The sequence below is a fragment of the Algoriphagus terrigena DSM 22685 genome (genome assembly GCF_000429445.1).
Taxonomy (GTDB): domain Bacteria; phylum Bacteroidota; class Bacteroidia; order Cytophagales; family Cyclobacteriaceae; genus Algoriphagus; species Algoriphagus terrigena.
The window spans coordinates 37,468-62,238 of the sequence record NZ_AUBW01000004.1 but is presented as its reverse complement, the minus strand read 5'-3'; the positions used below and the strand labels follow the sequence as shown (position 1 = coordinate 62,238).

The following is a 24,771-nucleotide window of genomic DNA, read 5'->3' as shown; positions in this document are numbered from 1 at the left end:
ATGAGACACGGTAAGAAATTTAACCACCTAGGAAGAACTGCCCCGCACAGGAAGGCAATGCTTTCTAACATGGCAACTTCCCTGATTCTTCACAAGCGTATTTCAACTACGCTTGCCAAGGCTAAAGAATTAAAGAAGTTTGTTGAGCCTCTGGTGACCAGAGCTAAAGAAGATTCCACACACAGCAGACGTATTGCGTTTTCTTACCTGAAGAGCAAAGAAGCCATCAAGGCTCTTTTCGGAGAGGTAGTCGAGAAAGTCGGTACACGTCCGGGAGGATACACCAGAATTATCAAAACTGGTTTCCGTCTGGGTGACAACGCTGAGATGTGTATCATCGAGCTGGTAGATTACAATGAACTGATGCTGAAAGATGCGCAGCCTGCTAAGAAGACTACTAGAAGATCTCGTAGATCTGCTGGTACTGCGGCTGAAGCTCCTGCGGCTAAGGTTGCTGCTGCTCCGGCTGTTGAAGCTAAAAAAGAAGAGCCTAGCGCTCCTGAAGCTTCCGCTGAAAGCGAAAACGAAGAAAAATAAGTTGAAAAATACTTTAAATACCAAAAGGATTGGACACACGTTCAATCCTTTTTTTTATACCCAAATGGCTTATCCTCCTTCCCAAGAATTGGTTAACTTTGGACAATTTTAAAGAAAATGATTAAACAGAAAGCAACACTTCTTCTGGCTGATGGAACAGTCTTCCACGGCTCCCTCATTGGCAAACCTGGTACTAACGGTGGTGAAATTTGCTTTAACACCGGAATGACCGGCTATCAGGAAATTTACACTGACCCGTCTTACACCGGACAAATCGTAGTCACCACCACCTCACATATCGGTAACTACGGAGTGCATGCCGAAGAGATCGAATCCGATCATCCATGCGTCGCAGGGATCGTCGTTAACAGTTTTTCGGATGTGCATTCCAGAATGGACGCATCTGGAACTTTGCAGGATTACCTTTCGAACTATGGAATAACAGGAATCGCTGACATAGACACACGAATGCTCGTAAGACATCTGAGGTCCCAGGGAGCGATGAATGCCATCATCAGTTCTGAGTTTGAAGAAGATCTGGAAGGATTGAAAGTCGAGCTGGCCAAGGTGCCGGATATGAACGGACTGGAGCTTTCTTCCACGGTCTGTACACAAGAGCCTTACTTCTACGGAGACGAAAACGCTACCATCAAGGTGGCTTGTGTTGACTACGGAATCAAAAAGAATATCCTGCGAAATCTAGCCTCCAGAGGAGTTTACTGCAAAGTATATCCTGCGAAAGCCAAGCTTGCCGAGATGGAGCAATGGAGTCCAGACGCCTACTTTCTTTCCAATGGACCCGGTGATCCTGCCGTAATGGAATATGCCGTGGATACGGTGAAAGAAATTCTGGAGACTGGAAAGCCACTCTTTGGGATCTGCCTGGGACATCAGCTACTGGCGGAAGCGGTAGGGATCAAGACTTACAAGATGCACCACGGTCATAGAGGCTTGAATCACCCGATCAAGAACTTGCTGACTGGAAAGAGTGAGATTACTTCCCAAAACCACGGCTTCAACGTCGTTCGAGTAGACACCGAGAATCATCCGAATGTGGAGATCACCCACGTTCATCTTAATGACAATACCGTAGCCGGAATAAGATTGAAAGATCGCCCCGCTTTCGCAGTTCAATATCACCCGGAATCCTCTCCGGGGCCGCACGATTCCCGTTATCTTTTCGACGAGTTTATCGCCCTCATTAACCAAAACTAATTTTCATAAACCTTTTAAAACTATGACGTTGATTCAATCAATTCATGCAAGACAAATCCTCGATTCCAGAGGTAACCCAACCGTAGAAGTAGACGTGTTCACCGAAAACGGCGCTTTTGGCCGTGCGGCGGTACCAAGTGGTGCTTCTACCGGTGTCAATGAGGCAGTAGAACTCCGTGACGGAGACAAAAGCAAATATTTGGGAAAGGGCGTATTGAAGGCCGTTTCCAATGTGAATGACGTCATCGCTCCTGAGTTGGTCGGCATGGATGTTTTCGAGCAAAATACCATCGATCAGATCATGATCGATCTGGACGGTACTTCTACCAAAAGCAAACTTGGCGCAAACGCGATCCTTGGTGTGTCTTTGGCAGTGGCCAAAGCCGCAGCGATGGAGGCAGGTCAGCCACTTTATCGCTACATCGGCGGTGTAAATGCCAACACGCTTCCAGTTCCGATGTTGAACATCATCAACGGTGGGTCTCACTCAGATGCTCCGATTGCTTTCCAGGAATTCATGGTTCGCCCGGTTGGGGCTACCAGCTTCTCTGAGGCAATCAGAATGGGTGCTGAGATCTTTCACAACCTGAAGAAGATCCTTCATGACAAGAACCTGAGCACTGCAGTAGGTGACGAAGGTGGATTCGCTCCAAACTTCTCAGGAGGAACTGAAGAAGCCCTGGCTTGTATCTTGGATGCGATCGCGAAAGCCGGCTACAAAGCAGGCGAAGAAGTAACGATCGCTTTGGATTGTGCAGCTTCCGAATTCTACAAAGACGGAAAATATGACTACTCCAAATTTGAAGGACCAACTGGGAAGATCAGATCACGTGAAGAGCAAGTGGCTTACCTGGCCGAACTCAGCGAGAAATATCCAATCGACTCTATCGAAGACGGCTGTGCCGAAGAAGATTGGACGGGATGGGCAATGTTGACTGCCAGAATCGGCGACAAAGTACAGTTGGTCGGTGACGATCTTTTCGTGACCAACGTGAAGTTTCTGCAGAGAGGTATCGAAGAGAAATCTGCGAACTCTATCCTGGTGAAAGTGAATCAAATCGGTACACTGACCGAGACTTTAAACGCGATCAGCTTGGCTCACAAGGCGGGCTTCACAGCAGTGATGTCTCACCGTTCCGGCGAAACTGAAGATTCCACGATTGCTGATTTGGCAGTTGCAGTGAACTGTGGCCAGATCAAGACTGGTTCTGCTTCCCGTTCTGACCGTATGGCTAAATACAATCAGTTGCTTAGAATCGAAGAGCAATTGGGCGAGTCAGCTATTTTCAAGGGCAGATTGAAGTAATTAGAAAACTTAATTGCTTTCTGGACAGCCCACGCGAGTGGGCTGTCTTTTTTTTGCACCATTTTTGTACCTTGACGCCTGTTAGTAGATGCCAATATGAAGAAACTCCTTAAGTACAGCCGCAATTTTTATGTCTTGGCTAGCTTGTTTTTTGTGTTTTGGATGGTTTTCATCGACTCTAGCAACGTGGTCAATCACTTCCGCCTCAGCCAAAAGCTAAGTCAGCTCGAAGATCAGAAAGAATTTTACCTGGAGAAAAAAGATACAATCAACGCCGAGCGTGAAGAATTGTTGAGCAATCCCAAACTCCTGGAGAAGTTTGCCCGTGAGAGATACTTGATGAAGAAACCTACTGAAGACCTCTATGTCATCGTTGAGAAATAGCCTTGCTGCAGTTGCCCTACTTGGGCTTTTTTTTGTTTCCGGTCAGGCTTTTGCCCAGCGCGAAATCCATTCCGACTCCATTCCATTCAAAGACCGCCTGTATTTTGGAGGGAACCTTGGTCTTCAGTTTGGCACGGTGACCATGGTAGATGTTTCGCCCTTGGTTGGAGTCATGATTACGCCGAGACTTTCGGGAGGAGTGGGAGCCACTTTCCAATATTACGATGACAATAGGTTCCAGGGGTCCGAAGGAACTTCTTACGGGGGCAGACTCTTCGGGCGATACAACGTTCTTCCCAATATATTTGCCCAGGCGGAGTATGAATCGATCAATTGGGAAACCTACGATTATTTTGTAGAGGACTTTAGAAGAACTTGGTCCAATGCACTGTTTTTGGGAGCTGGTTATTTTGCGCCCTTTGGCAAGCGCGGAGGGGCAAATTTCACTTTTCTGTACAACGTTCTCTACGATCGCGAAAATTCATACTACGCTGAACCTTATGTAATCCGTGTCGGTTTTGTCCTTTGACAATCCAACTCCCCGCCGCATGGATTCTTTGATCAAAAAAATACACCAAGCGCATCAGAATGCGCCTGATTTTCCCTCCCCAAAAACCATCCAGCAATTTTTTGAAGATTTGTTGGGCCTGCTTTTCCCGGAGTTTTCAGTACAGAATATCCGGGAGGAAGAGGACGTGAAGTCGACTTTGGAAAGCCTCCAAGCCCAGCTGACCGTGATCCTTTCGCGAAATCCCCACCTACATACCGGAGACGGCGAGATTTTGTCCAGGGATTTTTTTGTTGGCCTTGAGACCGTCTTTGACTGGATCAACCAGGATGTGGATGCCATGTTTGAAGGCGATCCCGCAGCTAGATCGAGGACTGAGATCCTGAGGAGTTACCCCGGTTTCTATGCCATTTCAGCCTATCGGATCGCGCACCTCTTGCACCAGCTGGAGGTCACGCTCGTTCCCCGGATGATCACCGAATATGCACACAGCCGCACGGGTATTGACATTCACCCCGGAGCTAGGATCGGTCAATACTTCTGCATTGATCACGGTACCGGAGTGGTCATCGGGGAGACTACGGTGATCGGCAATCACGTCAAGATCTACCAGGGCGTCACCCTCGGTGCCTTGAGCGTGGACAAGGCCGATGCCGATGTCAAGCGCCATCCGACCATCGAAGATCACGTGATCATCTATTCGGGAGCTACAATCCTGGGTGGAAAAACAGTGATCGGAAAGCAGAGCGTGATCGGTGGAAATGTTTGGCTGACCAAGTCGGTGCTTCCGGGCTCGAAGGTCTACTACCAAACCCAGATGCACCACGAGGCCGGTACGGTGACAGACCGCTATGTCTTCAAAAACGACTTGAGCCAATAGAAGGCAACGCTGTACTTTGAGCCAATCTTTGCAAACCTCGATGCGTAACACTTAGGGACGAGTATAAAACATGCGGAAATTCCACATTACCGCTGCAAAACATTTATAATCCTATGAAACTCTTTGAACTGATCGGCAATACGCCCCTGATAGAACTCGAGCATATTCCACTAAATCCCCGCGTGAAGATCTTCTGCAAGATGGAAGGACAAAATCCGGGAGGAAGCGTCAAAGACCGAGCGGCCTACAACATGATCCGCTCTGCCTTGGATCGGGGTGAAATCAAACCCGGAGATAGGCTCGTGGAAGCCACTTCGGGCAACACGGGGATTGCGCTGGCGATGGTAGCCAAAGTCTTCGGACTCGACATGACCCTGATCATGCCTGGCAACTCCACCAAGGAGCGGGTGCTGTCCATGGAGGCCTATGGTGCCAAAGTGATCCTCACACCCGCTGCTCAGACCATTGAGTATTCTCGGGTTTTGGCGGAAAAGATGCGGGACGAAGAGGGGTATTTTATGCTCAATCAGTTTGCAAATCCGGATAATTATATGGCTCACTACTATACTACCGGTCCGGAAATCTGGAAAGATACTGAAGGGGAAATCACCCATTTTGTCTCAGCCATGGGGACCACGGGTACGATCATGGGCGTTTCCCGGTTTCTTAAGCAAGTCAATCCCGAGGTGCAGATCGTTGGGACGCAACCGACCGACGGTTCCAGCATCCCTGGAATCCGTCGCTGGTCGAAGGAGTTTTTACCCGAGATTTTTGAACCCGCACGTGTAGACCGTGTGATGGACGTCAGTCAAGCTCAAGCTACTGAGATGACCCGCCGCATGGCCAAGGAAGAAGGAATCCTGGCGGGAATGAGCAGTGGGGGAGCGCTCCATGCCGCAATCGAGCTTTCCAAAGAACTCACCGAGGGGCTGATCGTCTGCATCACCTGTGATCGCGGGGATCGCTATTTGAGCTCGGATCTATTTGGGTGAGGGAGGGTTGAGTAATTTAAAAGTTGCAAGATTGGAAATTGCTCTGCTTGAAATCAGAATATTATTTCGAAAAAAAGAGAAATTTGTATCTGGAGGTGGGTGAATGCTCCTACAGGTGCATCGATGGACCATTTTACAACAACGACGGTCCATTTTGTACCATCGTTCCTCCTACAGCTAGGACGTTCCTCCAATTTGCACCAACGTTGGTCAAATTTGGACCGACGTTCCTCCATTTTTGACCATCGATGGTCCGATTTGCACCATCGTTCTACCTACAGGTCCAACGTTCCTCCAATTTGTACCAACGCTCAACCTGCAAGTAGGATGATCTAGTGCAAGGCCCCCGACCTGATCGAATTTTTGAATGACTTGTTCGCCTCAGCCGAGAAGGGAGACCGGTACCTGAGCTCGGATCTATTTGGGTGAGGGTGGATTGACCGAAAAAACCTTCCAGATTTCTGAAAATCTGGAAGGTTCGAAAGGATCATCTGAGGCGATTGGTAGGACAATGGAAATAGCCACGTCAATCGAATCTCGTAACACTCAAATTCAAAAAAACCGCTTCATCTTTCCCAATCCCTCCTTCACCACCACGTCTGCATCCATCGCGTAGTAGGTCGGGTTGAAGAGCTCCAGCGAGAGGATGATCTGTCCGCCCTTGGACTTGAGGATGTCGGCGATCTCTTGCATCGGTGCCGCGCCGTCGCCGGGCATCACCCGATCCTTATCCTGCTGCTCCGTCCGTGGGATGTCGGCGGGGAAGTCGTTCATGTGGAAGATGTCAATGGCATGCCCGTCGAGCATCTTCATGCCCTCGAAGCCTGATCCGCCACGAAATAGGTGATAGATATCTGCTAGGATTTTGGCGTCTTTGTCGTCGGCGGCTGCCGCGACCGCCATGGCCTGTCCGAGGTGGTGAAAGGAAGGAAAAGCTCCCCAAAACTCCAGCTGTGGCATGACGCCGGTCTTTCTGCCCAAGTCCAGCAGCTGCTTGTACTTTTCGCCCGTCTTCAATAGATCTAAAGGTACCTCGGTACCGATGGCCGGTGCGGCTACCCGCGGGCAGCCCAGCTCGGCGAGGATTCCCATTTCTTTTTCCATCTGGGCAAAACCGGTCTTGCTTTTGGCTTCATCCTGCGCCATCCAAGTGGGAAAGCCGATGCAGTCAAAAAACTCCAACCCGGCGTCTGAAGCAAGCTTTTTCAGCGAAGCCAGTGTTTTGCCGCTCTCGACATAAGCCTGAATTTCCATCATCCAAGGCTCAAACCCGTCGTAGCCCGCCTTGGCAGTCAGCTCGATGGTTTGGGGCAAAGTCAGTTTTTGTCCGCGAATCGTGCTGGTGTTGAGGGAAAATTTGAAGGACGTTTCTTTCTTCTTTGGAGCTTGCGCAAAAGCAGGGGCAGCGGCCATTGCCAAGGGGGTGAGTGCAAGAGATTTAAGCAGGTTTCTTCGGGTAGTCATGGGTTTTGAGGTTTTAGAGCGATCCTTTCAAATTGAATTTTGGCCGCTTATACATATTTCGTTTAATTTCTGTCCAATAGGATTTTCAATCGTAATTTAAGCCATGCGAAAAATAATATTTTTCTTTTTTCTGTCTTTGGTTTTTATTTCCAATGGACTGCCCGGGCAGGTGGTTGGGGATAATCTGGCATTTTTGCCCGAATACAGAGAGCAGTTGCCGTATTTTCAAGAGCTGATCACCGGGGGACAATATCAGGAACCTTCCCGACTCATCGAAGGCGATCCGTATTATTTTTCGCGGCAGTTTGAAAAAGGAAGCCTCACCATCAATGGTATCACCTATCCGGAAGTGCCGCTGCTATACGATGTCTATCGGGATCAGGTCGTCACGTTTCATCCGGTATTTAACCAGAAAATCCTGATCAAACCCGAGAAGATCGGCGGATTTCAGTTAGTCAATAATTCCCAGTTCAGATACTTTTCCGGAAACGAGGGGCATCTGAGAGATGGCAACGGGATCTATGAAGTCTTGGGCGAAGGAGAGTATTTCGCACTTGCCAAGCGATATAAGACCACCAAGCCTCAGCGGGATATCTCCAAGTACGATGATATCTACGTCGAAAAAACGGATTATTTCCTGTGGAAAAGCGGGGAGTTTTTTCCAGTGAGTCGAGAGGCCAGAGTCTTGGATGTTTTGGGCTTGGAAAAAAAAGACGTAAGAAAGGAGTTGAAGGAAATGAACTTCAATTTTAAAAAAAATCCCGAAACCTATCTGCACTATATCGTGTCCGTCAGTCCAGAGTAGCGTTTTTGATCTTCGGTGAAGGCGTAGCCGGCGCAAACTGATTTTCGTTGGCGCGCTGGCTTGACTGCCCAGCGGTAGCGGCGACGGAAGATAGAGTATAGTAATTACAGTGAACCCAAAATAGAATGAGGAAAAAATTACTCTTTTTTTCGATTCTCCTTAGTACACTTTTCTGCCAGATGTCCTTCGCTCAGCAGGCGGATCGGATCACCGGATTCTTTCCGGGGACGAGCTTTACCCGCTTTGTGGAGATCGTGGAGCGGGAAACTTCCTATCGGTTTTATCTAAAAGAATCAGACGTCAAGGAGTTGACGGTGAATCTGGAAGCAAAGCAGGATAAGCTCGAGGACGTCCTTACAGTCATCTTTGACAAGACGGATCTGAAATTTGCGATTTCCAAGGAGAAGGAAGTCTTTATCTCCCGGGGGGAAAAGCTGGTCGTCGGGTTCCCCACCGATTATTTGCTTCGGAATGTATCCGCCGAGTCTTCGGCTATGGCACAGGATGAGTTTGTCCGCAACAGACGCTATAGAGTGGGTGTGCCCGGTCCAGGGACAGAAGCTACCCTCACAGGTGTGGTCACAAGCCTGGAAAATCAAAAGCCCATCGACGGAGCCATCGTGTTTGAGAAGGAAAGCCAGCGACAGACGATTACCAATCGGGAGGGTGAATACGAGATCAGCCTTCCGAAGGGAAATCAAACGCTGTTGATTCAGAATATCGGTGGCTATACCGAGCAGCGATTGCTAGACGTGCAGGGCGACGCCAATCTCGATATCGTGATCGGTGAGGGGGTATTTTCGCTGAGCGAGGTCGTCGTCCGCTCCGGAGCGCTCTCTAATGTGAGCCGACCTGAGATGGGCGTGCAATCGCTGAGCGTAAACCAGCTCAAGAAGCTGCCGGCGGTGATGGGGGAGGTGGATATCATCCGTGGCATCCTGACCATGCCCGGTGTGAATACCGCTGGAGAAGCCAGTGTGGGATTCAATGTACGCGGCGGAGCTGCCGACCAAAACCTGATCTTACTGGATCAAAACACCTTGTATAACCCCTCCCACCTCTTTGGATTTTTCTCAGCAGTCAACGCCGACATGGTGCAGGGAGTGGAACTGTACAAAGCGGGAATCCCTGCCAGCTATGGCGGTCGACTTTCGTCCGTGCTGCAAGTGACTCCCAAATCCGGTCGGCAGGACAAAATCGGCGGCTCGGGAGGAATTGGACCAATGACCAGCCGACTCAGCCTGGATGGGCCGATAGGGGAAAATACCACCTTTGTCGTAGGAGCCCGATTGACCTACTCGGATTGGTTGTTGGATTATCTGGAAGAACGCGCCGATCTGGGAGCTTCCCGTGCAAAATTTGGAGATTTCAATTCCAGCGTTCAGCATACGTTTAGTGAAAAGGACAAGATCCGGGCGTCTGGATACTACAGCAAGGACGAGTTTCAGTTTGATCCTGACACGGTGTACAGCTATTCCAATCTCAACTATGCGCTGACCTGGACGCACTACTTTAATGACAACCTGGAGGCAGATTTTTCGGCAGGTCAGGACAAATATGACTTTGAGGTGCAGGGAGAGGATAACCCGCTGAATTCCTATCTCTACGGATTTGACATCACACAGACTTTCCTCAAGGCGCTCTTTCGGCACGAAAAAGGTGACCGACACATCTTTACCTATGGCTTTCACGGGATTCATTATGATCTGAATCCTGGCAAGATTGATCCCTTGGGATCCGAGAGTATTGTGATACCGGACGATGTGCCAAGGGAAACGGGGCTGGAAGCCTCCGTCTTTTTCGGAGATGAGTTTGAGGTGAATGAGAAACTTACACTGAGTGGGGGAGTTCGGCTCAACTGGTTTGGGAGTTTTGGACCACAGACACTTCCGGACTATGCTCCCGGAGAACCCTATCTCCCGGAGAATATCATCGGAGAGACCAACTACGCAGATGGCGAGTTGATCAAGTCCTATCTGGGACCTGAGCTGAGACTATCAGGAAGGTACGCGCTGAACAACTGGTCGTCGATCAAGGCTGGTGTCAACACCATGCGGCAAAGTATTCACCTGCTGAGCAACTCTTCGGTGATCACCCCGACGGATACCTGGAAGCTGAGTGATTCCTTCATCAAGCCCCAGACCGGCGTCCAATATGCCTTGGGCTATTTCCGGAATATGGAAAACAATGCCATCGAGTTTTCGGCAGAGGTCTACTACCGCACGATGCAGAACCTGCTCGACTACCGCTCTGGAGCGACGCTGGTACTCAACGATCGCATCGAGCAGGACGTCCTGTTGACCAAAGGCAAAGCGTATGGATTGGAGCTTTATCTCAAGAAGGTCACCGGGAAACTCAATGGGTCGATTGCCTATACCTACAGCCGGTCGCTGATGCTGACCGATCCCACCGAGATGAAAGAGCAGGTCAACCGGTCTGAGTGGTACCCGAGTAACTTTGACCAGCCGCACACTGCCAATCTCGTATTGAACTATGAGTTGAGCCGCCGCATCAACACCACCTTGGCAGGGAAATACAGCACGGGTCGCCCAGTCACGTTGCCGGTGGCAAAGTTTCAGTACGGCGGATCGGAGCGGGTTTATTTTGCAGACAGAAATTCCTTTAGAATCCCTGACTACTTCCGGCTCGACTTCTCTGTCAATCTGGAGGGCAACCACAAAGTGAACAAGCCTGCCCATGGCTCTTGGTCATTTGGAGTGTATAATATTCTCGGACGGGACAATGCATACTCGGTGTATTACATCCCTGAGGGAGGAAAACTGAAAGGATATCAACTTGCGATTTTCGCTGAGCCTATTCCATTTGTAAGCTATAATTTCAGATTCTGATGAGAAAGATCTTTTTGGCGATTGCATTGACTCTCGGGGTGCTGCAGGCCTGCCGGACGCCTTACGATCCGGAGGCTCCGTCGGAAAAAACCAGCTTTCTGGTGGTGGAAGGATACTTGGATTCCAATGGCTTGCGAAGCGAGCTCAAATTGAGCCGTTCGGTACCCTTGGATTCGTTGACGGCTTTTCAGCCGGAGACGGGAGCGTCAGTTTTTTTGAGTTCTGAGTCCGGAGAAAGCTTTGGCTTCGTAGAAGCGGAAGAAGGATCGTATTGGTTTGAGGCTGATCTGTTGGAAAGTAAATTTTATACGCTTGAAATCGTCTTGAGAAACGGCGATCGGTTTAGCTCTGATCCGATGAAGCCGATTCAGACACCGGATATTATCGACGCGGGTTTTCTCAGAGACGAAGAGGGAGTGGAGGTATTTGTTACCACCCAGGGCGATGAAAATGCCGATGACTTCCTATGGACCTTTGACGAAACTTGGATCTACCGCCCTAGGATCCGCACTAACTTTATCTACGATCCGGCGATCAATGATGTCAGAACCCGCACTCAGGCGGAGCAGACTGCTCTTTGTTTCCGAAGTGAAGAAAGTCCCGATATCCTGCTCGAAACCAGCTCCAGGTATGAGGAGCAGGTGGTTTTTCGTCAGACAATCACCGAGATCCCGACAGGAGACGAACGGATCATGGAGCGGTATAGCATCTTGATTTCGCAGAAAGCTCTCGAGCAGGACGCGGTGAAGTTTTGGGAGATCCTGAAGAAGAACACCGAGGACATCGGATCGATCTTCAGTCCCCTGCCATCCCTCATCGGAGGGAATATCCACAGTGTGGAGGATGCCAGTATCCCGGTGATCGGTCAGGTAAGCCTCGGAGTGATACGGCAGCGCAGAGTCTACATCGACCTCGTGGACGTCAGTCCCTGGAACTACATTGATCCTACGTTTAACGACTGTGTCATCGAGGAAGAGGCGGTGATGATTCCGGATTACGGAAGCGTTTTCAGCGGTGGAGCAATTGTACCCGCCAGACCGCTTATGGTGGGGACCACGATCGTTGGCTACTTCCCAGTGACTAGACGCTGCTCGGATTGTAGTTTGTATGCATCACCGGTGACGCCTGATTTTTGGGAAGATGACTGAGTGGGAGGGATCGGGGATGGACGAGTCACGAAAATGGCCTTTTGCCGGATGGTTGCTTGCGATCACCAGGTGTATTCACTTGATTCGAAAAACAGGAAAAGAGACTTCGTTGCTTTTGCTGGCTTCCTTGTTCACGCTCTCGTGCAGGACTCCCTTTGATCCGGAGGTCGGAGATCAACGGATTTCGATCTTGGTCGTAGAGGGGTATCTGGATACCGATGGCAAAAGAAGTGAATTGAAAATCAGTCGGATGGCTGAACTGGATTCCTCCAATGCTTATTCTCCTGAGTTGGATGCGATGGTATACCTCAGGTCTTCCTCCGGCACCGACTATCACTTGGAGGAAGCTGGCAATGGAGTATATGTGTTTGAACAGGTACTGTCATTTGACCAGACCTATCGTCTGGAGATCGAGCTTCAAAATGGGGAACGGTACCAATCCGACGAAATCATCCCGATCAACACCCCTGAGATTATTGATGCGGGATTTGTAAAAGATGAGGAGGGCGTGGAGGTTTTTGTCAATACACAGGGGGATGAAAATGCGGATGACTTTCTCTGGACTTTCCAGGAGGATTGGATCTTCAGACCCTACACGCTGGTGCCGTTTATCTATGACAAAACGCTCCGGGAGGTACGGCCGCGAACCGAAGCCGAGGATATCTACACCTGCTACCGGACTGAACCCAATCCGGGGATATTGCTGGAGACGAGCTCTAGGTTTCAGGACCAGGTCGTGTTTAGACAGACGATCACCGAGATCCCCGAGGGGGATGAACGCATCCAGGCTCGCTATAGCATCCTGATCAATCAGATGGCGATTCCGTCCGATGCAGTGAAGTTTTGGGAGATCCTGAAGAAAAACACCGAGGAAATCGGGTCAATATTCAGCCCGCTGCCATCTGTAATCGCCGGAAATATTCATTCGGTCGGAGGCGAGGAATCCGCAGTGGGACAGGTCAATATTGGTAAAGTGAGACAGCGAAGAATCTACATCAACCGCATCGACGTGTCACCGTGGAACTATGTGAACGAGCTTTTCTACGGGTGCTACATCGAAGAAGAACCGCTGTTGATAGGCAGCTTCGAGCTGCATTTCAAGTTTGAGAATGGCACGCATCTGCCGGCACGTCCATTTATGGGAGATCTCGCAATAGGGACTTCTATCATCGGATACAATGCGATTGAGACCCGATGCGGCGATTGCAGGCTGTATGGGAGTAAAGTTAAACCTGATTTTTGGGAAGATGAGTAAAGAAATTACTGTGAATCAAACTGTAACAATGATGACTAGAGTTCGGATTTTCTTGGTGCTTTTTCTGGGGCTGACGTCCTGTGGAGTCAGTATGGCAAGGCAGGGTGAGGTGAAGAAGGAGTCGGTGTCGTTTTCGATTCCCAAGACGCTCTACTTCACAGGCGAAAAAATCTGGATTGCTGCTGCGGTCAGTTTGGAGGGGAGTCCTACCACCTCTCAGGTGCTGTATGCCGAGCTGGTCGACCGAAAATCTGCTTCTGTTGCATATATCAAGATGCCCTTGATTCAGGGGAAGGCCTTCAATTATTTTCAACTGGCGGCCGATGTTCCGTCTGACCAGTACTTATTGCGAGTGTATACCAGGATTAGCCCCTATCTGGACCAGGAGCTTGGAATCGCGCAGCAGTTTGTGACTGTGATCAATCCCTCGATTCCTCCTGCGACAAATGCTGATGCGGGTCAGGCACAGCTTTCGACTCCGTCTGTACTCCAAAGTTTTTCAAAAAATCAAACAATCACCCTCGCTGACCCAGGCGCCGCAACTGGAGCGCGCACGATGGGCGTGTCGCTGGCTAACCCATTTTTGGCGGCCGAACAGGAGCCGATTGTATCTTCTAGTGCCTATGAATCGCTGGAAAACAGGGTGTTGGTTCCCGAGCTTTTCGGCCATATCGTAGAGGTGAATATCCCCAACCCTCGGATGAATTCAACTTATTTTCTGTCGGTGCACGGAACCCAAAGTGCACTCTTTACAGATATGCCAGAGGCGGACGGGAGACTTTTAGTCGACATCGGGGGCCTCAAGCATTGGGATCGGATGATCATCCAGCTGGAAGACGGTGCTGAAATGCCCGGCATCGAGGTAGTGCGTCCGCTGATCAAAACGCAGTTTAAAGCCGGGTTTGATTTCCCTTACTTGACCTTGCGGGACACTGATCTGCCCAAGCTGGAGAAGCTGCTGAAAGCGGCCACAGTAGAGAGCTACTACCAGGAAGAATATCTGAATGATTCGATGGCGGTAGTCACGGGTTTTGTAGAGGACCACGCCTATAATCTGGACGATTATACCCGATTTGAAGATGTAGAAACAGTCCTGCGCGAATACGTTCCCAGCGTGATGGTACGGTCTACTGATAAGAAAAAAGAATTTAGGCTGGTGAATGAAGCCGTAAAAGGGCTGTTTGATACCAATCCGCTCATCTTGGTCGATGCAATGCCTGTTTTTGATTCGGATCTGTTGGCTTCTTTCAATCCCAAATTCATGCAGAAGCTGGAAGTGCTCAACAGGGAGTTTTACCTGAATCAGCGTACTTACGCCGGGGTGTTGAGTTGGAGCAGCTACGATAATAATTTCGGGCTTTTTCCCCTCGCTCCAAATGCTCGGTTTTTTGACTATTACGGCCTACAACCAAAAATCGTGATGGATCGAAACCAGTTTACCCAGCCAAGTCAAGACGGAAAATATCCAGATTGGAGGACGGTGCTCTTCTGGAATGACGAAGAGCAAAATCCAGCCGGTATTCAAGCTCCGGATTTGGATGGCTTGTTTTTGTTTTGGGTCAGGACTACCGATGCCTCTGGCCAAGCCAAGGTCAGCCGCAGCTACTTTTCGGTATTGCCTTAGTCCGCTTTTCGCTTAAGCTCGCTCGAGAGGAACATCGGAAACTCGGTTGTTTTAGAGGGAGCAAGTTCCTCAACGCGGGTCGGTGAGCCAAGCCTGACACTCAGTCCGGCATCCGGTACTCGAGGATTCGCTTGCCGCTGACGGTCCGGATCAGGTACTGGTTTTTGGTTGGTTGATGGCTGATTTGAATCGGACCTTCGCTTTCCAACGGGGTCGTAGTCAGCATATTTCCTTTCTGATCATAGAGGTATCCAAAGCCCTGCTCGGGATCAGAAACTGCCAGAATCTGCCGGTCGGAGCCAAAGTCAAAATACCCAAACCACAGGTTTTCCCCCGCCTGCGTGAGTGTGAACAACTCCTTTTCGTTGCCATCCAGAACTACGGTTTTTGAAAACTGTCGGGATAGAATCACCTGGGAGTTTCCCCCCGGATCTGCCAGAAGCTCGAATCTGTCATCCCGGGCGACTTTGGCCAGCTGGTTTCGATAGGTGATTTCTCCACCGAAGCTTGCCTGAATCAATTCTCCGGTATTGGATAAGGCTGAGATTTTCAGGGAATTTCCGCCGCTGCCGGGGGTGATTTTGATAGGTGTTTCAAAGCCCTTGCCGAGTACAAGCGGCGATCCGGGTTGCTTTTCCCCGCGTCGGTTGAAGAAGTAGACTTTTCCCTTGTCAGACTGTGCGACCATAAAGTCGCCTTTGCCGGGTACGCGGATATGACTCGGCGCCAGAACGGATTTTTCCCGCAATTTCAATGGATTCCAGCCTTCCAGCTCTTTTCCATCCCGGTCCAAAAGCCAGAGATCTCCGGACCTGGTGGCGATAAAATACCGATACTCTTTGGTGTTGTCGTAGTCCGCCAGGCTCAGATGGGTGATTTTTTCATTTCCCAATTCGACCGGAAAACCCGGCAGGGCATTTCCCAAGCGATCGATCCCGTAGAGACGATCAGCGGTAGCGAAGAGCAGCTGGAGCTTCCCGTTTTTCAGGTAGTCAATCTGAAATGCGTCTGAGACGATCGGTCCCGAAAGCTGCTGCGTGTAGACAGTCTCGCCGGCGGAGTTGATCAGATAGAGTTGATTGTTGGTGTCCTGGACGACAATGTCTTCGGTCTTGTCGTTGAAGTTGAGGATACTTTTCGGGCCGTAGCTAATCCGCTCCGGCAGCACGACCGTGCTTGAAGGAGTCAGGCTGAGTCCTGTTTGGGACTTTACCTGTACCGTTTCGTCCGCATGATAGGGGATCGAAAGCGTAGCCACAGGCTTCCCGCTGATCTGATTGATTCGTAGACTGAGATAGGGAAACGCATCGAACAGCGAGCCGTATCGCTGCAAAAATGGGCTCCAGGCTGGGTTGCTGCTTTCCTCCCATTTGTTCCAGATTTTCCGTAGGTAGAAGTTCTTCGAATAACCCGCCGCAGGATTGATGGACTTGGGCTCAACGGCCGATTCCGGTGCTTTCGCCCACGTGTTGCCGATTGCGATATCGTCCAGTATCATCTTCATGCCCTGAGCCGAATTTGCCAAGATAAGAATCTCTCCCTGCAGGCTGATATGGGTCTGGGCAAAACCGGGAAATTTGCCGCCAAACAGATGTGCTGGAAATTCATCTTCCGGGAAAAAGAGGATTTCCGAATCGCGATAGAAGTCGGACTGATCCGAGTCAGTTCCGCTTCTGAATTCCTTCAAGAAAGCGAATGTCTGTGCAGGCTCGAAGGTCCGGATCAAAAGAGCCTGATTTTGGGTTTGATTTCCTACATTTTCCAACTCGAGGAAGTACATCTCGCCTGAGAAATTGTCCAGAAAACCACGGTCAGTCAGGCGCGTTTGGATTTCACCGCTGGTAGTTGACTTGGGAACAAATGCTGGGTTTTGGAGTTTTTGGGCTTCAAAGATTCCATCAAGATTGATTTGAACCAGCGATTGGGTTCGATTGGAGATTGCTTTTTGGATTTCTGGAAAATTGGCGCGGACGGAAGGAGTAAAGTTGATCTCCTCCCGCTGAATCACCGGCCCCTGAAAACTCAGCTCTCCGGACTCAAAAGAAAGATTCAGAGCCAATATGGATTCTCTCAAGGCCAGTTCTGCCGTCATGGATCCATCCCGCTTAGCGCTGACTCCGGCCAGCAATTTGGAGATACCTTGGGAAGATAGGATCAGCCTGCCGAGGCCTGAGTTTTGATCGAGTTCATCCTTCAGTGCGAGGGCCATGGAGTTTTGATCTTCGCTGATATGGAGGCGGATAGCCTCCTCGATGATAAAGGAAGAACTGGACGCAAGGAGCACGTTGCCCAGGACGGTGACTGACCACTTTCTTGAGTTTTCTGTTCCAAAAAACTCAAGAATATCCAAGTCGCTGTATTTCCTTGATTGAACACGGATGGATTTTGGAACCGAGCTTTTTATTTTGCTTAAGAAATCCGCCGGGGAATTTGCGCCAAAATTGACCGTAAACAACAGCTCAAAACTGTCGATACCGGTGGGGTGGCAGCTGATCGTGACCTGCTTTCCGCGAAGTGTCCGGGAGATTTCGCCTTTGCCGCCGCTTAGGCTGTCGAGGCCAACCAGTTGATCGGCGGTCTTGGTGAAAGCCGGCAGTTGAGACAGGATGCTCCAAACTGGCTGGTTGACTAGCTCGTTCCAGGTTTGGTCAGCTTGGTCGGTTTCAAAAACGAAGACTGCATCCGTCCGGATAAGCTCCAGACTGTTGATGTTTTTGGACGAGAAGAAGTTTCTAAAAACCCAATAGCCAGCCCATGCAAGTAGGATGATAGCGAGAAGGATCAGAAGGCTTTTCCAGATTTTCACTGAGCGAGGAGGGGTGATTCGATCGGCTTAATATAAAAAATAGACCTAAGAAACTCCGTTTTTGGACGGAGAATCTTAGGTCTAAACGATTCTGTGAGTAAGATTATTTAGACAAGTTGTCCAAAACGTTCATCACTTCTTTGACGTGACCACGTGAAGTTTCCAACAGTGCTTTTTCTTCAGCATTCAAGTCAAGCTCAAGTACTTTTTCAACACCGTTTTTGCCCAAGATGACCGGTACGCCGAGGTAACAATCGTCGATGCCGTACTCGCCTTCCAGCTTGATACACACTGGGAATACTCTTCGCTGGTTTTTGAGGATTGCCTCTACCATTTGCGCAGCAGCAGAACCTGGAGCATACCAAGCAGAAGTGCCCATCAATTTTACCAGCTCACCGCCACCGAATTTGGTTCTTTCGATGATAGCGTCCAGTTTGTCTTTGTCGATCAATTCGGTCACCGGGATACCAGCGACAGTGGTATAGCGTGGAAGTGGCACCATGGTGTCGCCATGTCCGCCCATCAGGATCGCCTGGATTTCTTTGCCGGATACGTTCAGTTCCTCAGCGAGGAAGGCTCTGTATCTTGCTGTGTCCAAGATACCAGCCATACCGATCACTTTATTTCTGTTCAGTCCTGAAGTCAGGTGCGCCTGATAGGTCATCACGTCCAATGGATTGGAAACGACAATGATGATCGCGTTTGGAGAATATTTTATGACATTTTCGGTCACAGACTTTACGATACCTGCGTTGGTCACGATCAGATCGTCACGGGTCATACCCGGCTTGCGCGGTAGGCCTGAAGTGATTACGACGACGTCAGAATTAGCCGTTTTGCTGTAGTCATTGGTACTGCCCACAGTGCGGCTGTCATATTGATTGATAGGCGCTTTTTGCCAAATATCAAGTGCTTTGCCTTCAGCAATGCCCTCTTTGATGTCGATCAAAACGATCTCTTCGGCTACTTCGCGATATGCTAAAACATCGGCACAGGTTGCACCCACGTTGCCTGCGCCAACTACGGTTACTTTGCTCATGATTTGATAGGTTATTATTAGTACTGCTTCCTTTAAAAGCGGCGCTAAGATATTAAACAACAACTAGGAATCGAAGCTGCCTTGAGAATAGTTTGGAAGGAAAAGGGGATTTTTGATAAATGAAAAATGAGGGAGATAAGCAGCTCATTCAAACATCTGACGGAGACTGAAAAATCCAAAGGATTCCCGGTAAGAACGGAAAAGTCGCTGGTTGTTGGCGTTGAAAAATTCAGACAGAGAGGTCATCATCTTGGCTTTGATCGTCGGGTTGCTATCGAAAATCTCCTGAATGGCAAAGTGGGGAATCACGATCAGTTCGGCTTCATCCGATACAATCAGCGCAGTATAGGTTCGTTTTGTGTTTTCGAGGAGGGAGTTTTCACCAAAAGCCTCGCCCCGACGCACTTCCATGATGGTTTCGAAATTGTCTTTGATGTCGATCGTGAGATTTACCTGACCGCTTTTGATCAGATACAGTGCCTGGCTGGGATCCTTGCTAAAAAAAACCACCTCATCCCGGACGTATTTGCGATGATGCATGGCCGGGAGAAATCGCGCGAGTTCCTTTTGACGGAGTCGCTCAAAAAAATTGATCCGCTGCATAAAATCAAACATTTTGAGCTCATCCTCATCGAAAGTTTTTGAAAATGGATTCAGCATGATCAATGTTTTTTGAAATACAGAATGTGTTGGGTCGCCGGAGTAATTTTGGCCCAATCGGCAATTCTCAGACCGAGCACCCAAGCGATTTCCCCACCTGAAACTAGGACTTTTACGGTCGGTTTTTTAGCGAGGGGCATTTTAATATCGACCAGAAAATCAGATATTTTTTTCGACGAACTCATTCCCAACGGCACGAAGCGGTCGCCCTCTTGCCAGGTTCTGATTTCCAGAGGGAACTCCAGTCTGGATTCGTCGAGTTGCGCGTTAAGTGGGTTTTTGTCCAACTGAGTGGGGTAATCTTGCCGGGTTAGCTGGTAAGCTCCCTCGGGAAGTTCAAGATTGCTGGTATTTTGGTCCAGGCTGACCGGTTTAAAGCTTTTTGGTTCAGGCGCGAGGACCAGTTCATTTCGATCAAAATGAACCAAAAATTCGCCGCTTTTAAACACCGCTCCTGCTACGGGACGGGTCAGCGAATCGGCGATGGATTGTGCCTGATCTGAGTTGAAGCCAAAAGGACGCAGCCAAAAGTAGAGAAGCGTCGACGCACCGGGTTGGTTCTGGATCGCGGAATAAGGCAGAAATTGAAAGGGGTGTTCCTCCCGGATTTCGTTTTTTTTCCAGATTTCGAAAAGACCGCTGAATGCTTTTCCGGTGTCTTTTAGTCTGCTGAAGCTGGTCAGGAGGTTTTTTCTTGCATCCGGTTCGAGCCCATAGATCGCCGGAAGTCCGTTGATTCTGAGGTTGTTTCGTTTGTATTCATCCTTGGCATTGGAGCTATCGTCTCTCCACGACAGCTGATTGTCAGACATAAAGTCTCGGATCTCTACTCTGGAAAAACTCAGCAACGGACGGATCAACCAACCTTTTCGCTCCCCCATTCCGTAGATACCCTCGATACCGGTGCCGCGGAGCAAGTTGAGAAAGATCGTTTCCAATTGATCGTCCTGATGATGAGCGAGGATGATTCCTTGGAGGTTTCGGGACGCCCGGATTTCTTCGAAAAAACGGTAACGAATTTCTCTGGCGGCCATCTGAATTGAAATCCCTTGAGACTTGGCAACCGATTCGGTCTCCGCTAGCTTGAGGTGAAAGGGAATGCCGCGGCTTTCTGCCCAGCTTTGGACAAATTCGCGGTCTCCTTCGCTTTCCTTGCCCCGAAGCTGAAAGTTGACGTGAACGATCTCGATGGGAATGCCGGCCTCGACCAAAAGCGTGGCCAGACACATGCTGTCCATTCCCCCGCTGCAAGCTAAGAGGTAAGTGGATTTCGGATCTAAAAGAGTACGGGTTTGAGAGAGAAAAGCATCAAGCATCGATCAAAAATAGGCTTTTCTTTGAGAATTGTTCTAGGTTTGGTAGGGCTTGGAGGACTTACATTTTCGGCAAAAACTTGAACCAAATACAGCAATGCCCAGCTTTCTGCTAATTTTGCGGACATCTCAGAACTTATGAACATTCGCTTTCGCTATAGCTTAGTTTTCTTTTTTCTTTTTGTTTCGATTTTCGGTAAAAGCTTTGGACAGGAGTCCTCTACGCTGGAGATAAATCATGCAGACCTGCTGGAGAGCGGAGCGGGATTTGAGCGTTTGCTTGGAAATGTAGAGATGAAGCATCAGAATTCACTCATTTTTTGTGATTCAGCGCACTTTTACCGGGCTGAAAACCGAGCGCGGCTTTTTGGAAAAGTCAGGATTCAGGATGTCAAAGATCCCATCACCACGACCAGTGCCTATGCTGAATACGACGGGAATACTAAGCTGGCGAAGCTTCGGAGAAATGTAGTCTTTACCAATCAAGAGACCACCCTTCACACAGACTACTTGGACTACAATCGAGAGCAGAATATTGCCACCTATTTCAATGGAGGGAGAGTCGTGGACTCCACCAATGTGCTTACGAGCGAGAGAGGGATATATGAGGTCAACGTTGAAAAGATCACTTTCCGCCAGGATGTGGTGTTGGTCAATCCGGACTATACGATGAAGACAGGTCACTTGGTCTACCTTACCATACCCAAAACATCCGAGACGATCGGCCTGACGAATATTGTTTCTAAAGAGGGATATAAACTGGATGCCCAAAAGGGTAGCTTTTACGATACCCAACAGAAGCAGTTTCGGTTTTTTGATGGGATCGTGGAGACGGAGGAAAGTCGGATCAAGGCTCAGGAATTGTTTTACGATGAGGGACTGGCCTATTACGAAGGGAAAGAAGACGTTCGCGTATTGAATAAGGAACGACAGGTGGAGGTCTTTGGGGATGACGGGAAGTATTGGGAAGACCGCAAATACAGCTTGGTGCACGGCAATGCACTGGTGAGGAAATATTTCGAGGTGGATACGCTGTTCATGACGGCAGACACGCTCATCTCGCATGACAGCGAGGCTGACACTGCTAAATATCTCCTGGCCTTTCGGTCGGTCAAACTGACGAAAACCGACTTGGCTGGAATAGCGGATTCCTTGGTGTATAACTATTCGGACTCTTCCATCCGGCTGTTTAATGACCCAGTGATGTGGGATCGGAAAAGTCAGATCGTTGCGGATTCGATGGTTATTTATATTGCAAATGAGCAGTTAGATCGGGTTTTTATGAAAGACAAAGCTTTTGCGATCATGACAGACACGCTGCTCAATCACAATCAGATGAAAGGGAGGACGATGACGGGCTACTTCAAAGAAGGGCAAATAGCCACGCTCGATATCCAGGGTAACGGGGAGTCGCTCTATTTTGCGCTGGAAGCAGATACCCTGAAGCAAGGGATCAACCGGATCTTGAGCGCGAACATCAAGATAACTTTTCTGGACGGTGTGATCCAGCGGGCAAATTTTGGAATCAGGCCAGACGGGAGGTTTATCCCCGTGCAGATGATCGATGAGAAATCTTCCCAGTTGGAGGGCTTTCGATGGAGAGTCGGAGAGAAACCTGATCGCGCGGTGATAGATAAATGGCGGAAACCCGTGGAAATCGACCCTGAGGCAGAAAATTTATTCAATGATCCCGAGGTGGAATTAGAGATGCCGACCGATGAACAAATACAGGAAAAACTTAAAAAATCGGGACTTGTAACGCCGAAAAAGCCGTTGACCACGGAGCAGCAAAAGGAGAGTTTTTAAGGGCTTGGGATTTTTGGATGGGTTAACAACAATTAACCCACAATTTTATTGTATCGGGAATCAAAAAAGTAATTTTGTGCGTATATTAAATACCCGAGAAACCATTATACAGCCGCTATTGATTGAAGTTTTACATGAAGTCCTTATTTAGATTTTTCACATGGCTGATGCTTTCGGCGCCCCTTTTGGCGGGCGCGCAGCAGGTGCGTGTGCTAAGCGAGGCGGTGGATTTTTCCGGAGACATCGGGTCTTCCCAGCGCAAAACCGTCATTCTTCAAAACGAATCCAATCAGACCAAGACTTACTTTCTTAAAAATGTCAGAGGCAGTGTGGGCTCCTCGCAGAAAGTGAAGGTTTGTCTGAACGATCAGTGCTTTGATCCTAAAAAAGATCTTGCAAAGATCTCTGTGAAGCTGGCTCCAGGGGAGATTTTTACCGACCTCTATCTTGAGTTTGAAATGGGCATAGCAGAGACAAGAGGCAGTTTCGATTTGTTTTTTGTCAATGCTGAAAATATTCGCGAAAACTTCGTCGTTGAAGCAAGGTACGAAGTGGCCAACGGGTCAAGTACGGATTTCCTTCACAAAGACATCACCCTGAGCGAAATCTTCCCGAATCCCAGCAACAGAATCGCGCAATTGGATTATGAACTGGTCAATCCAAAAGCGAAAGCTAAAATCGCAATCAACAGCTTTATAGGCAATCCCATTGCTGAATACGACCTGGATCCCGAGCGAAAATCCTTGGTGATCAACGTAACGGACTTTCAACCAGGAGTCTATTTCTACACACTATTTGTTGACAATAAGAACGTAGTCACCAAAAAGCTACAAGTCAAGAAGTAATCCCCGCCTAAATTAGGCATTTGAATACGAACAATTTACCCGTATATTTGCGGTCTTGAAAATGAGTATGCAATCCAAATCCCTCCTTTTTCTTTCCCTTTTGTTTCTGATAGCGTCCTGTGGGCCTTTTTCCAAACTGGAAAAAAGTACCAACTGGGAGGAGCTCTACAACGGAGCCAACAAGTACTATCAAGAAGGGGAATACGGCAAGGCAATCATCCTGTACGAAAAAGTATTGCCGGTAATCAAAGGGTCCGAGAAGGCGGAACTGGCCGAGTACAACTATGCTAATTGCCACTTCAAGACCAAGCGATACATCGAGGCAGCAGGATATTTCAGTACCTTCTACCGTACCTACAACAGAAGCCCCCTAGCTGAGGAAGCACTCTTCATGAACGCCTACTCGCTTTATCTTGATGCGCCGGATTACAACTTGGATCAGCAAAGCAGCCGGGAAGCGGTAGCAGCGATTCAGCAGTTTGTGACCAGATTTCCAGCCTCGGCGAGCTATGAACGAGCGATGGAGATGTTGACGGATTTGGAAGGAAGGTTTGAGCAAAAGGCTTTCAGCGAAGCGGAAATGTACTATAGGTTGAAAGACGGCTTGTTTCCCGGCGACTTCTACCGTGCGTGCATTATCAATTTCCAGAACTTTGCAAAAGACTATCCAGAAAGTAAGCATAACGAGGAACTGGCCTATAAGCTGGTGGAGGTAGGTTTTGGCTACGCGGAGAATTCCGCTTTCGACAAAAAGGAAGAACGACTCAATAACGCCCTGGGATTTGCCAGTACGTTTTATAGAAAATATCCAAGCAGCCAATACATGGGCGATGTGAAGGAGTATGAAAGCGATACCCGAAAGGAACTGGACGCTCATCTCAAGCTGAAAAAAGAATATGCTGACAGGAATGCTGCTGCGCAAGCGAAGATAGCAGCTGATGCCGAGGCGAAAGTGGCTGCCGAGACCAAGTCTAACGAAGAGAATAAATAATTTAGAAAAACATAACCAAAAATAGTATGGCTATCAACCCATCCATCATAACAAGAGACCTTGACAAAGTCGCTGACAAAACCGGCAACATCTACGAGTCTCTCCATATTGTGGGACAGCGTGCAAAGCAAATCTCTACCAATCTCAAGGAAGAGCTGAACAACAAACTTTCTGAGTTTGCGTCCACGGTCGACAACCTTGAGGAAGTGTTTGAAAACAAAGAGCAAATCGAAATCTCCAAGTTTTACGAGCGTATGCCAAAGCCATCTACCATGGCGATGGAGGAATTTATGGATGGAAAAGTTTATTTCCGTTTTCCTGAGCCAGAAAGCGCCGAATAATTT

Annotated in this window: 21 protein-coding genes; 16 read left to right on the top strand and 5 right to left on the bottom strand. The window is 48.9% G+C overall.

Going from position 1 to position 24,771, the window contains the following annotated elements; all coding sequences use genetic code 11:
• The 7 genes from rplQ to cysM all read left to right on the top strand — a co-directional run bounded on the left by rplQ (position 1) and on the right by cysM (position 5,822).
• Entirely contained in the window at positions 1-537 is a 537-nt protein-coding gene (gene rplQ / locus G459_RS0102545; RefSeq protein ID WP_026966233.1) for a 50S ribosomal protein L17, read from the top strand.
• 117 nt (positions 538-654) lie between these two features.
• Complete coding sequence (gene carA / locus G459_RS0102540; RefSeq protein WP_026966232.1) at positions 655-1,752, top strand: glutamine-hydrolyzing carbamoyl-phosphate synthase small subunit; 1,098 nt, start codon at positions 655-657, stop codon at positions 1,750-1,752.
• A 22-nt stretch (positions 1,753-1,774) separates the two neighbouring features.
• Positions 1,775-3,058, top strand: a complete 1,284-nt coding sequence (gene eno / locus G459_RS0102535) for a phosphopyruvate hydratase (protein WP_026966231.1) — start codon at positions 1,775-1,777, stop codon at positions 3,056-3,058.
• Positions 3,059-3,154: 96 nt separating this feature from the next.
• Entirely contained in the window at positions 3,155-3,442 is a 288-nt protein-coding gene (locus G459_RS0102530) for an FtsB family cell division protein (RefSeq protein ID WP_026966230.1), read from the top strand.
• Complete coding sequence (locus G459_RS0102525; RefSeq protein WP_026966229.1) at positions 3,423-3,971, top strand: hypothetical protein; 549 nt, start codon at positions 3,423-3,425, stop codon at positions 3,969-3,971. The genes G459_RS0102530 and G459_RS0102525 overlap by 20 nt, the downstream gene beginning before the upstream one ends.
• 19 nt (positions 3,972-3,990) lie before the next feature.
• Positions 3,991-4,830, top strand: a complete 840-nt coding sequence (locus G459_RS0102520; protein WP_026966228.1) for a serine O-acetyltransferase — start codon at positions 3,991-3,993, stop codon at positions 4,828-4,830.
• A 113-nt stretch (positions 4,831-4,943) separates the two neighbouring features.
• Positions 4,944-5,822, top strand: coding sequence for a cysteine synthase CysM (gene cysM, locus G459_RS0102515; RefSeq protein WP_026966227.1), 879 nt, complete (start codon positions 4,944-4,946; stop codon positions 5,820-5,822).
• Between the two features lie 552 nt (positions 5,823-6,374).
• Here cysM and G459_RS0102510 read toward each other — a convergent pair.
• Positions 6,375-7,286 (bottom strand): sugar phosphate isomerase/epimerase family protein, encoded by a 912-nt coding sequence (locus G459_RS0102510; RefSeq protein WP_026966226.1) that lies wholly within the window; start codon positions 7,284-7,286, stop codon positions 6,375-6,377.
• 103 nt (positions 7,287-7,389) lie between these two features.
• Between G459_RS0102510 and G459_RS26665 the strand changes: the two genes are divergently transcribed.
• The 5 genes from G459_RS26665 to G459_RS0102485 all read left to right on the top strand — a co-directional run bounded on the left by G459_RS26665 (position 7,390) and on the right by G459_RS0102485 (position 14,967).
• Positions 7,390-8,091 carry a hypothetical protein gene (locus tag G459_RS26665; RefSeq protein WP_051315046.1) on the top strand — a complete coding sequence of 234 codons (702 nt, stop codon included), beginning with the start codon at positions 7,390-7,392 and terminating at the stop codon, positions 8,089-8,091.
• 125 nt (positions 8,092-8,216) lie between these two features.
• Positions 8,217-10,940: a TonB-dependent receptor gene (locus G459_RS0102500; RefSeq protein ID WP_026966225.1), complete on the top strand. Its 2,724-nt coding sequence runs from the start codon at positions 8,217-8,219 to the stop codon at positions 10,938-10,940.
• Positions 10,940-12,088 (top strand): DUF4249 domain-containing protein, encoded by a 1,149-nt coding sequence (locus tag G459_RS0102495; RefSeq protein WP_051315045.1) that lies wholly within the window; start codon positions 10,940-10,942, stop codon positions 12,086-12,088. The genes G459_RS0102500 and G459_RS0102495 overlap by 1 nt, the downstream gene beginning before the upstream one ends.
• Complete coding sequence (locus tag G459_RS26660; RefSeq protein WP_051315044.1) at positions 12,081-13,343, top strand: DUF4249 domain-containing protein; 1,263 nt, start codon at positions 12,081-12,083, stop codon at positions 13,341-13,343. The genes G459_RS0102495 and G459_RS26660 overlap by 8 nt, the downstream gene beginning before the upstream one ends.
• A 28-nt stretch (positions 13,344-13,371) precedes the next feature.
• Positions 13,372-14,967, top strand: coding sequence for a hypothetical protein (locus tag G459_RS0102485; protein WP_157373262.1), 1,596 nt, complete (start codon positions 13,372-13,374; stop codon positions 14,965-14,967).
• A gap of 100 nt (positions 14,968-15,067) precedes the next feature.
• Here G459_RS0102485 and G459_RS0102480 read toward each other — a convergent pair whose 3' ends face one another.
• The 4 genes from G459_RS0102480 to tilS form a co-directional block, all read right to left on the bottom strand.
• Positions 15,068-17,773 carry a hypothetical protein gene (locus G459_RS0102480; RefSeq protein ID WP_026966222.1) on the bottom strand — a complete coding sequence of 902 codons (2,706 nt, stop codon included), beginning with the start codon at positions 17,771-17,773 and terminating at the stop codon, positions 15,068-15,070.
• A gap of 103 nt (positions 17,774-17,876) precedes the next feature.
• Positions 17,877-18,812 carry a malate dehydrogenase gene (mdh, locus tag G459_RS0102475; protein WP_026966221.1) on the bottom strand — a complete coding sequence of 312 codons (936 nt, stop codon included), beginning with the start codon at positions 18,810-18,812 and terminating at the stop codon, positions 17,877-17,879.
• Between the two features lie 144 nt (positions 18,813-18,956).
• Positions 18,957-19,472 (bottom strand): Crp/Fnr family transcriptional regulator, encoded by a 516-nt coding sequence (locus G459_RS0102470; RefSeq protein WP_026966220.1) that lies wholly within the window; start codon positions 19,470-19,472, stop codon positions 18,957-18,959.
• A 2-nt stretch (positions 19,473-19,474) separates the two neighbouring features.
• Positions 19,475-20,788 carry a tRNA lysidine(34) synthetase TilS gene (gene tilS / locus G459_RS0102465; RefSeq protein WP_026966219.1) on the bottom strand — a complete coding sequence of 438 codons (1,314 nt, stop codon included), beginning with the start codon at positions 20,786-20,788 and terminating at the stop codon, positions 19,475-19,477.
• A 135-nt stretch (positions 20,789-20,923) separates the two neighbouring features.
• Between tilS and G459_RS26655 the strand changes: the two genes are divergently transcribed.
• The 4 genes from G459_RS26655 to G459_RS0102445 all read left to right on the top strand — a co-directional run bounded on the left by G459_RS26655 (position 20,924) and on the right by G459_RS0102445 (position 24,768).
• Entirely contained in the window at positions 20,924-22,591 is a 1,668-nt protein-coding gene (locus G459_RS26655) for an OstA-like protein (RefSeq protein ID WP_051315043.1), read from the top strand.
• A 134-nt stretch (positions 22,592-22,725) separates the two neighbouring features.
• Positions 22,726-23,436, top strand: coding sequence for a T9SS type A sorting domain-containing protein (locus G459_RS0102455; protein WP_026966218.1), 711 nt, complete (start codon positions 22,726-22,728; stop codon positions 23,434-23,436).
• 67 nt (positions 23,437-23,503) lie between these two features.
• Positions 23,504-24,427, top strand: a complete 924-nt coding sequence (locus G459_RS0102450; RefSeq protein WP_026966217.1) for an outer membrane protein assembly factor BamD — start codon at positions 23,504-23,506, stop codon at positions 24,425-24,427.
• Between the two features lie 26 nt (positions 24,428-24,453).
• Complete coding sequence (locus G459_RS0102445; protein ID WP_026966216.1) at positions 24,454-24,768, top strand: DNA-directed RNA polymerase subunit omega; 315 nt, start codon at positions 24,454-24,456, stop codon at positions 24,766-24,768.
• Positions 24,769-24,771 lie beyond the last annotated feature (3 nt).

Bases quoted from the DNA above. Each gene is read 5' to 3' on its own strand.
- rplQ (WP_026966233.1), top strand. From the start codon at position 1: ATGAGACACGGTAAGAAATTTAACCACCTAGGAAGAACTGCCCCGCAC.
- carA (WP_026966232.1), top strand. From the start codon at position 655: ATGATTAAACAGAAAGCAACACTTCTTCTGGCTGATGGAACAGTCTTC.
- eno (WP_026966231.1), top strand. From the start codon at position 1,775: ATGACGTTGATTCAATCAATTCATGCAAGACAAATCCTCGATTCCAGA.
- G459_RS0102530 (WP_026966230.1), top strand. From the start codon at position 3,155: ATGAAGAAACTCCTTAAGTACAGCCGCAATTTTTATGTCTTGGCTAGC.
- G459_RS0102525 (WP_026966229.1), top strand. From the start codon at position 3,423: ATGTCATCGTTGAGAAATAGCCTTGCTGCAGTTGCCCTACTTGGGCTT.
- G459_RS0102520 (WP_026966228.1), top strand. From the start codon at position 3,991: ATGGATTCTTTGATCAAAAAAATACACCAAGCGCATCAGAATGCGCCT.
- cysM (WP_026966227.1), top strand. From the start codon at position 4,944: ATGAAACTCTTTGAACTGATCGGCAATACGCCCCTGATAGAACTCGAG.
- G459_RS0102510 (WP_026966226.1), bottom strand. From the start codon at position 7,286: ATGACTACCCGAAGAAACCTGCTTAAATCTCTTGCACTCACCCCCTTG.
- G459_RS26665 (WP_051315046.1), top strand. From the start codon at position 7,390: ATGCGAAAAATAATATTTTTCTTTTTTCTGTCTTTGGTTTTTATTTCC.
- G459_RS0102500 (WP_026966225.1), top strand. From the start codon at position 8,217: ATGAGGAAAAAATTACTCTTTTTTTCGATTCTCCTTAGTACACTTTTC.
- G459_RS0102495 (WP_051315045.1), top strand. From the start codon at position 10,940: ATGAGAAAGATCTTTTTGGCGATTGCATTGACTCTCGGGGTGCTGCAG.
- G459_RS26660 (WP_051315044.1), top strand. From the start codon at position 12,081: ATGACTGAGTGGGAGGGATCGGGGATGGACGAGTCACGAAAATGGCCT.
- G459_RS0102485 (WP_157373262.1), top strand. From the start codon at position 13,372: ATGATGACTAGAGTTCGGATTTTCTTGGTGCTTTTTCTGGGGCTGACG.
- mdh (WP_026966221.1), bottom strand. From the start codon at position 18,812: ATGAGCAAAGTAACCGTAGTTGGCGCAGGCAACGTGGGTGCAACCTGT.
- G459_RS0102470 (WP_026966220.1), bottom strand. From the start codon at position 19,472: ATGCTGAATCCATTTTCAAAAACTTTCGATGAGGATGAGCTCAAAATG.
- tilS (WP_026966219.1), bottom strand. From the start codon at position 20,788: ATGCTTGATGCTTTTCTCTCTCAAACCCGTACTCTTTTAGATCCGAAA.
- G459_RS26655 (WP_051315043.1), top strand. From the start codon at position 20,924: ATGAACATTCGCTTTCGCTATAGCTTAGTTTTCTTTTTTCTTTTTGTT.
- G459_RS0102455 (WP_026966218.1), top strand. From the start codon at position 22,726: ATGAAGTCCTTATTTAGATTTTTCACATGGCTGATGCTTTCGGCGCCC.
- G459_RS0102450 (WP_026966217.1), top strand. From the start codon at position 23,504: ATGCAATCCAAATCCCTCCTTTTTCTTTCCCTTTTGTTTCTGATAGCG.
- G459_RS0102445 (WP_026966216.1), top strand. From the start codon at position 24,454: ATGGCTATCAACCCATCCATCATAACAAGAGACCTTGACAAAGTCGCT.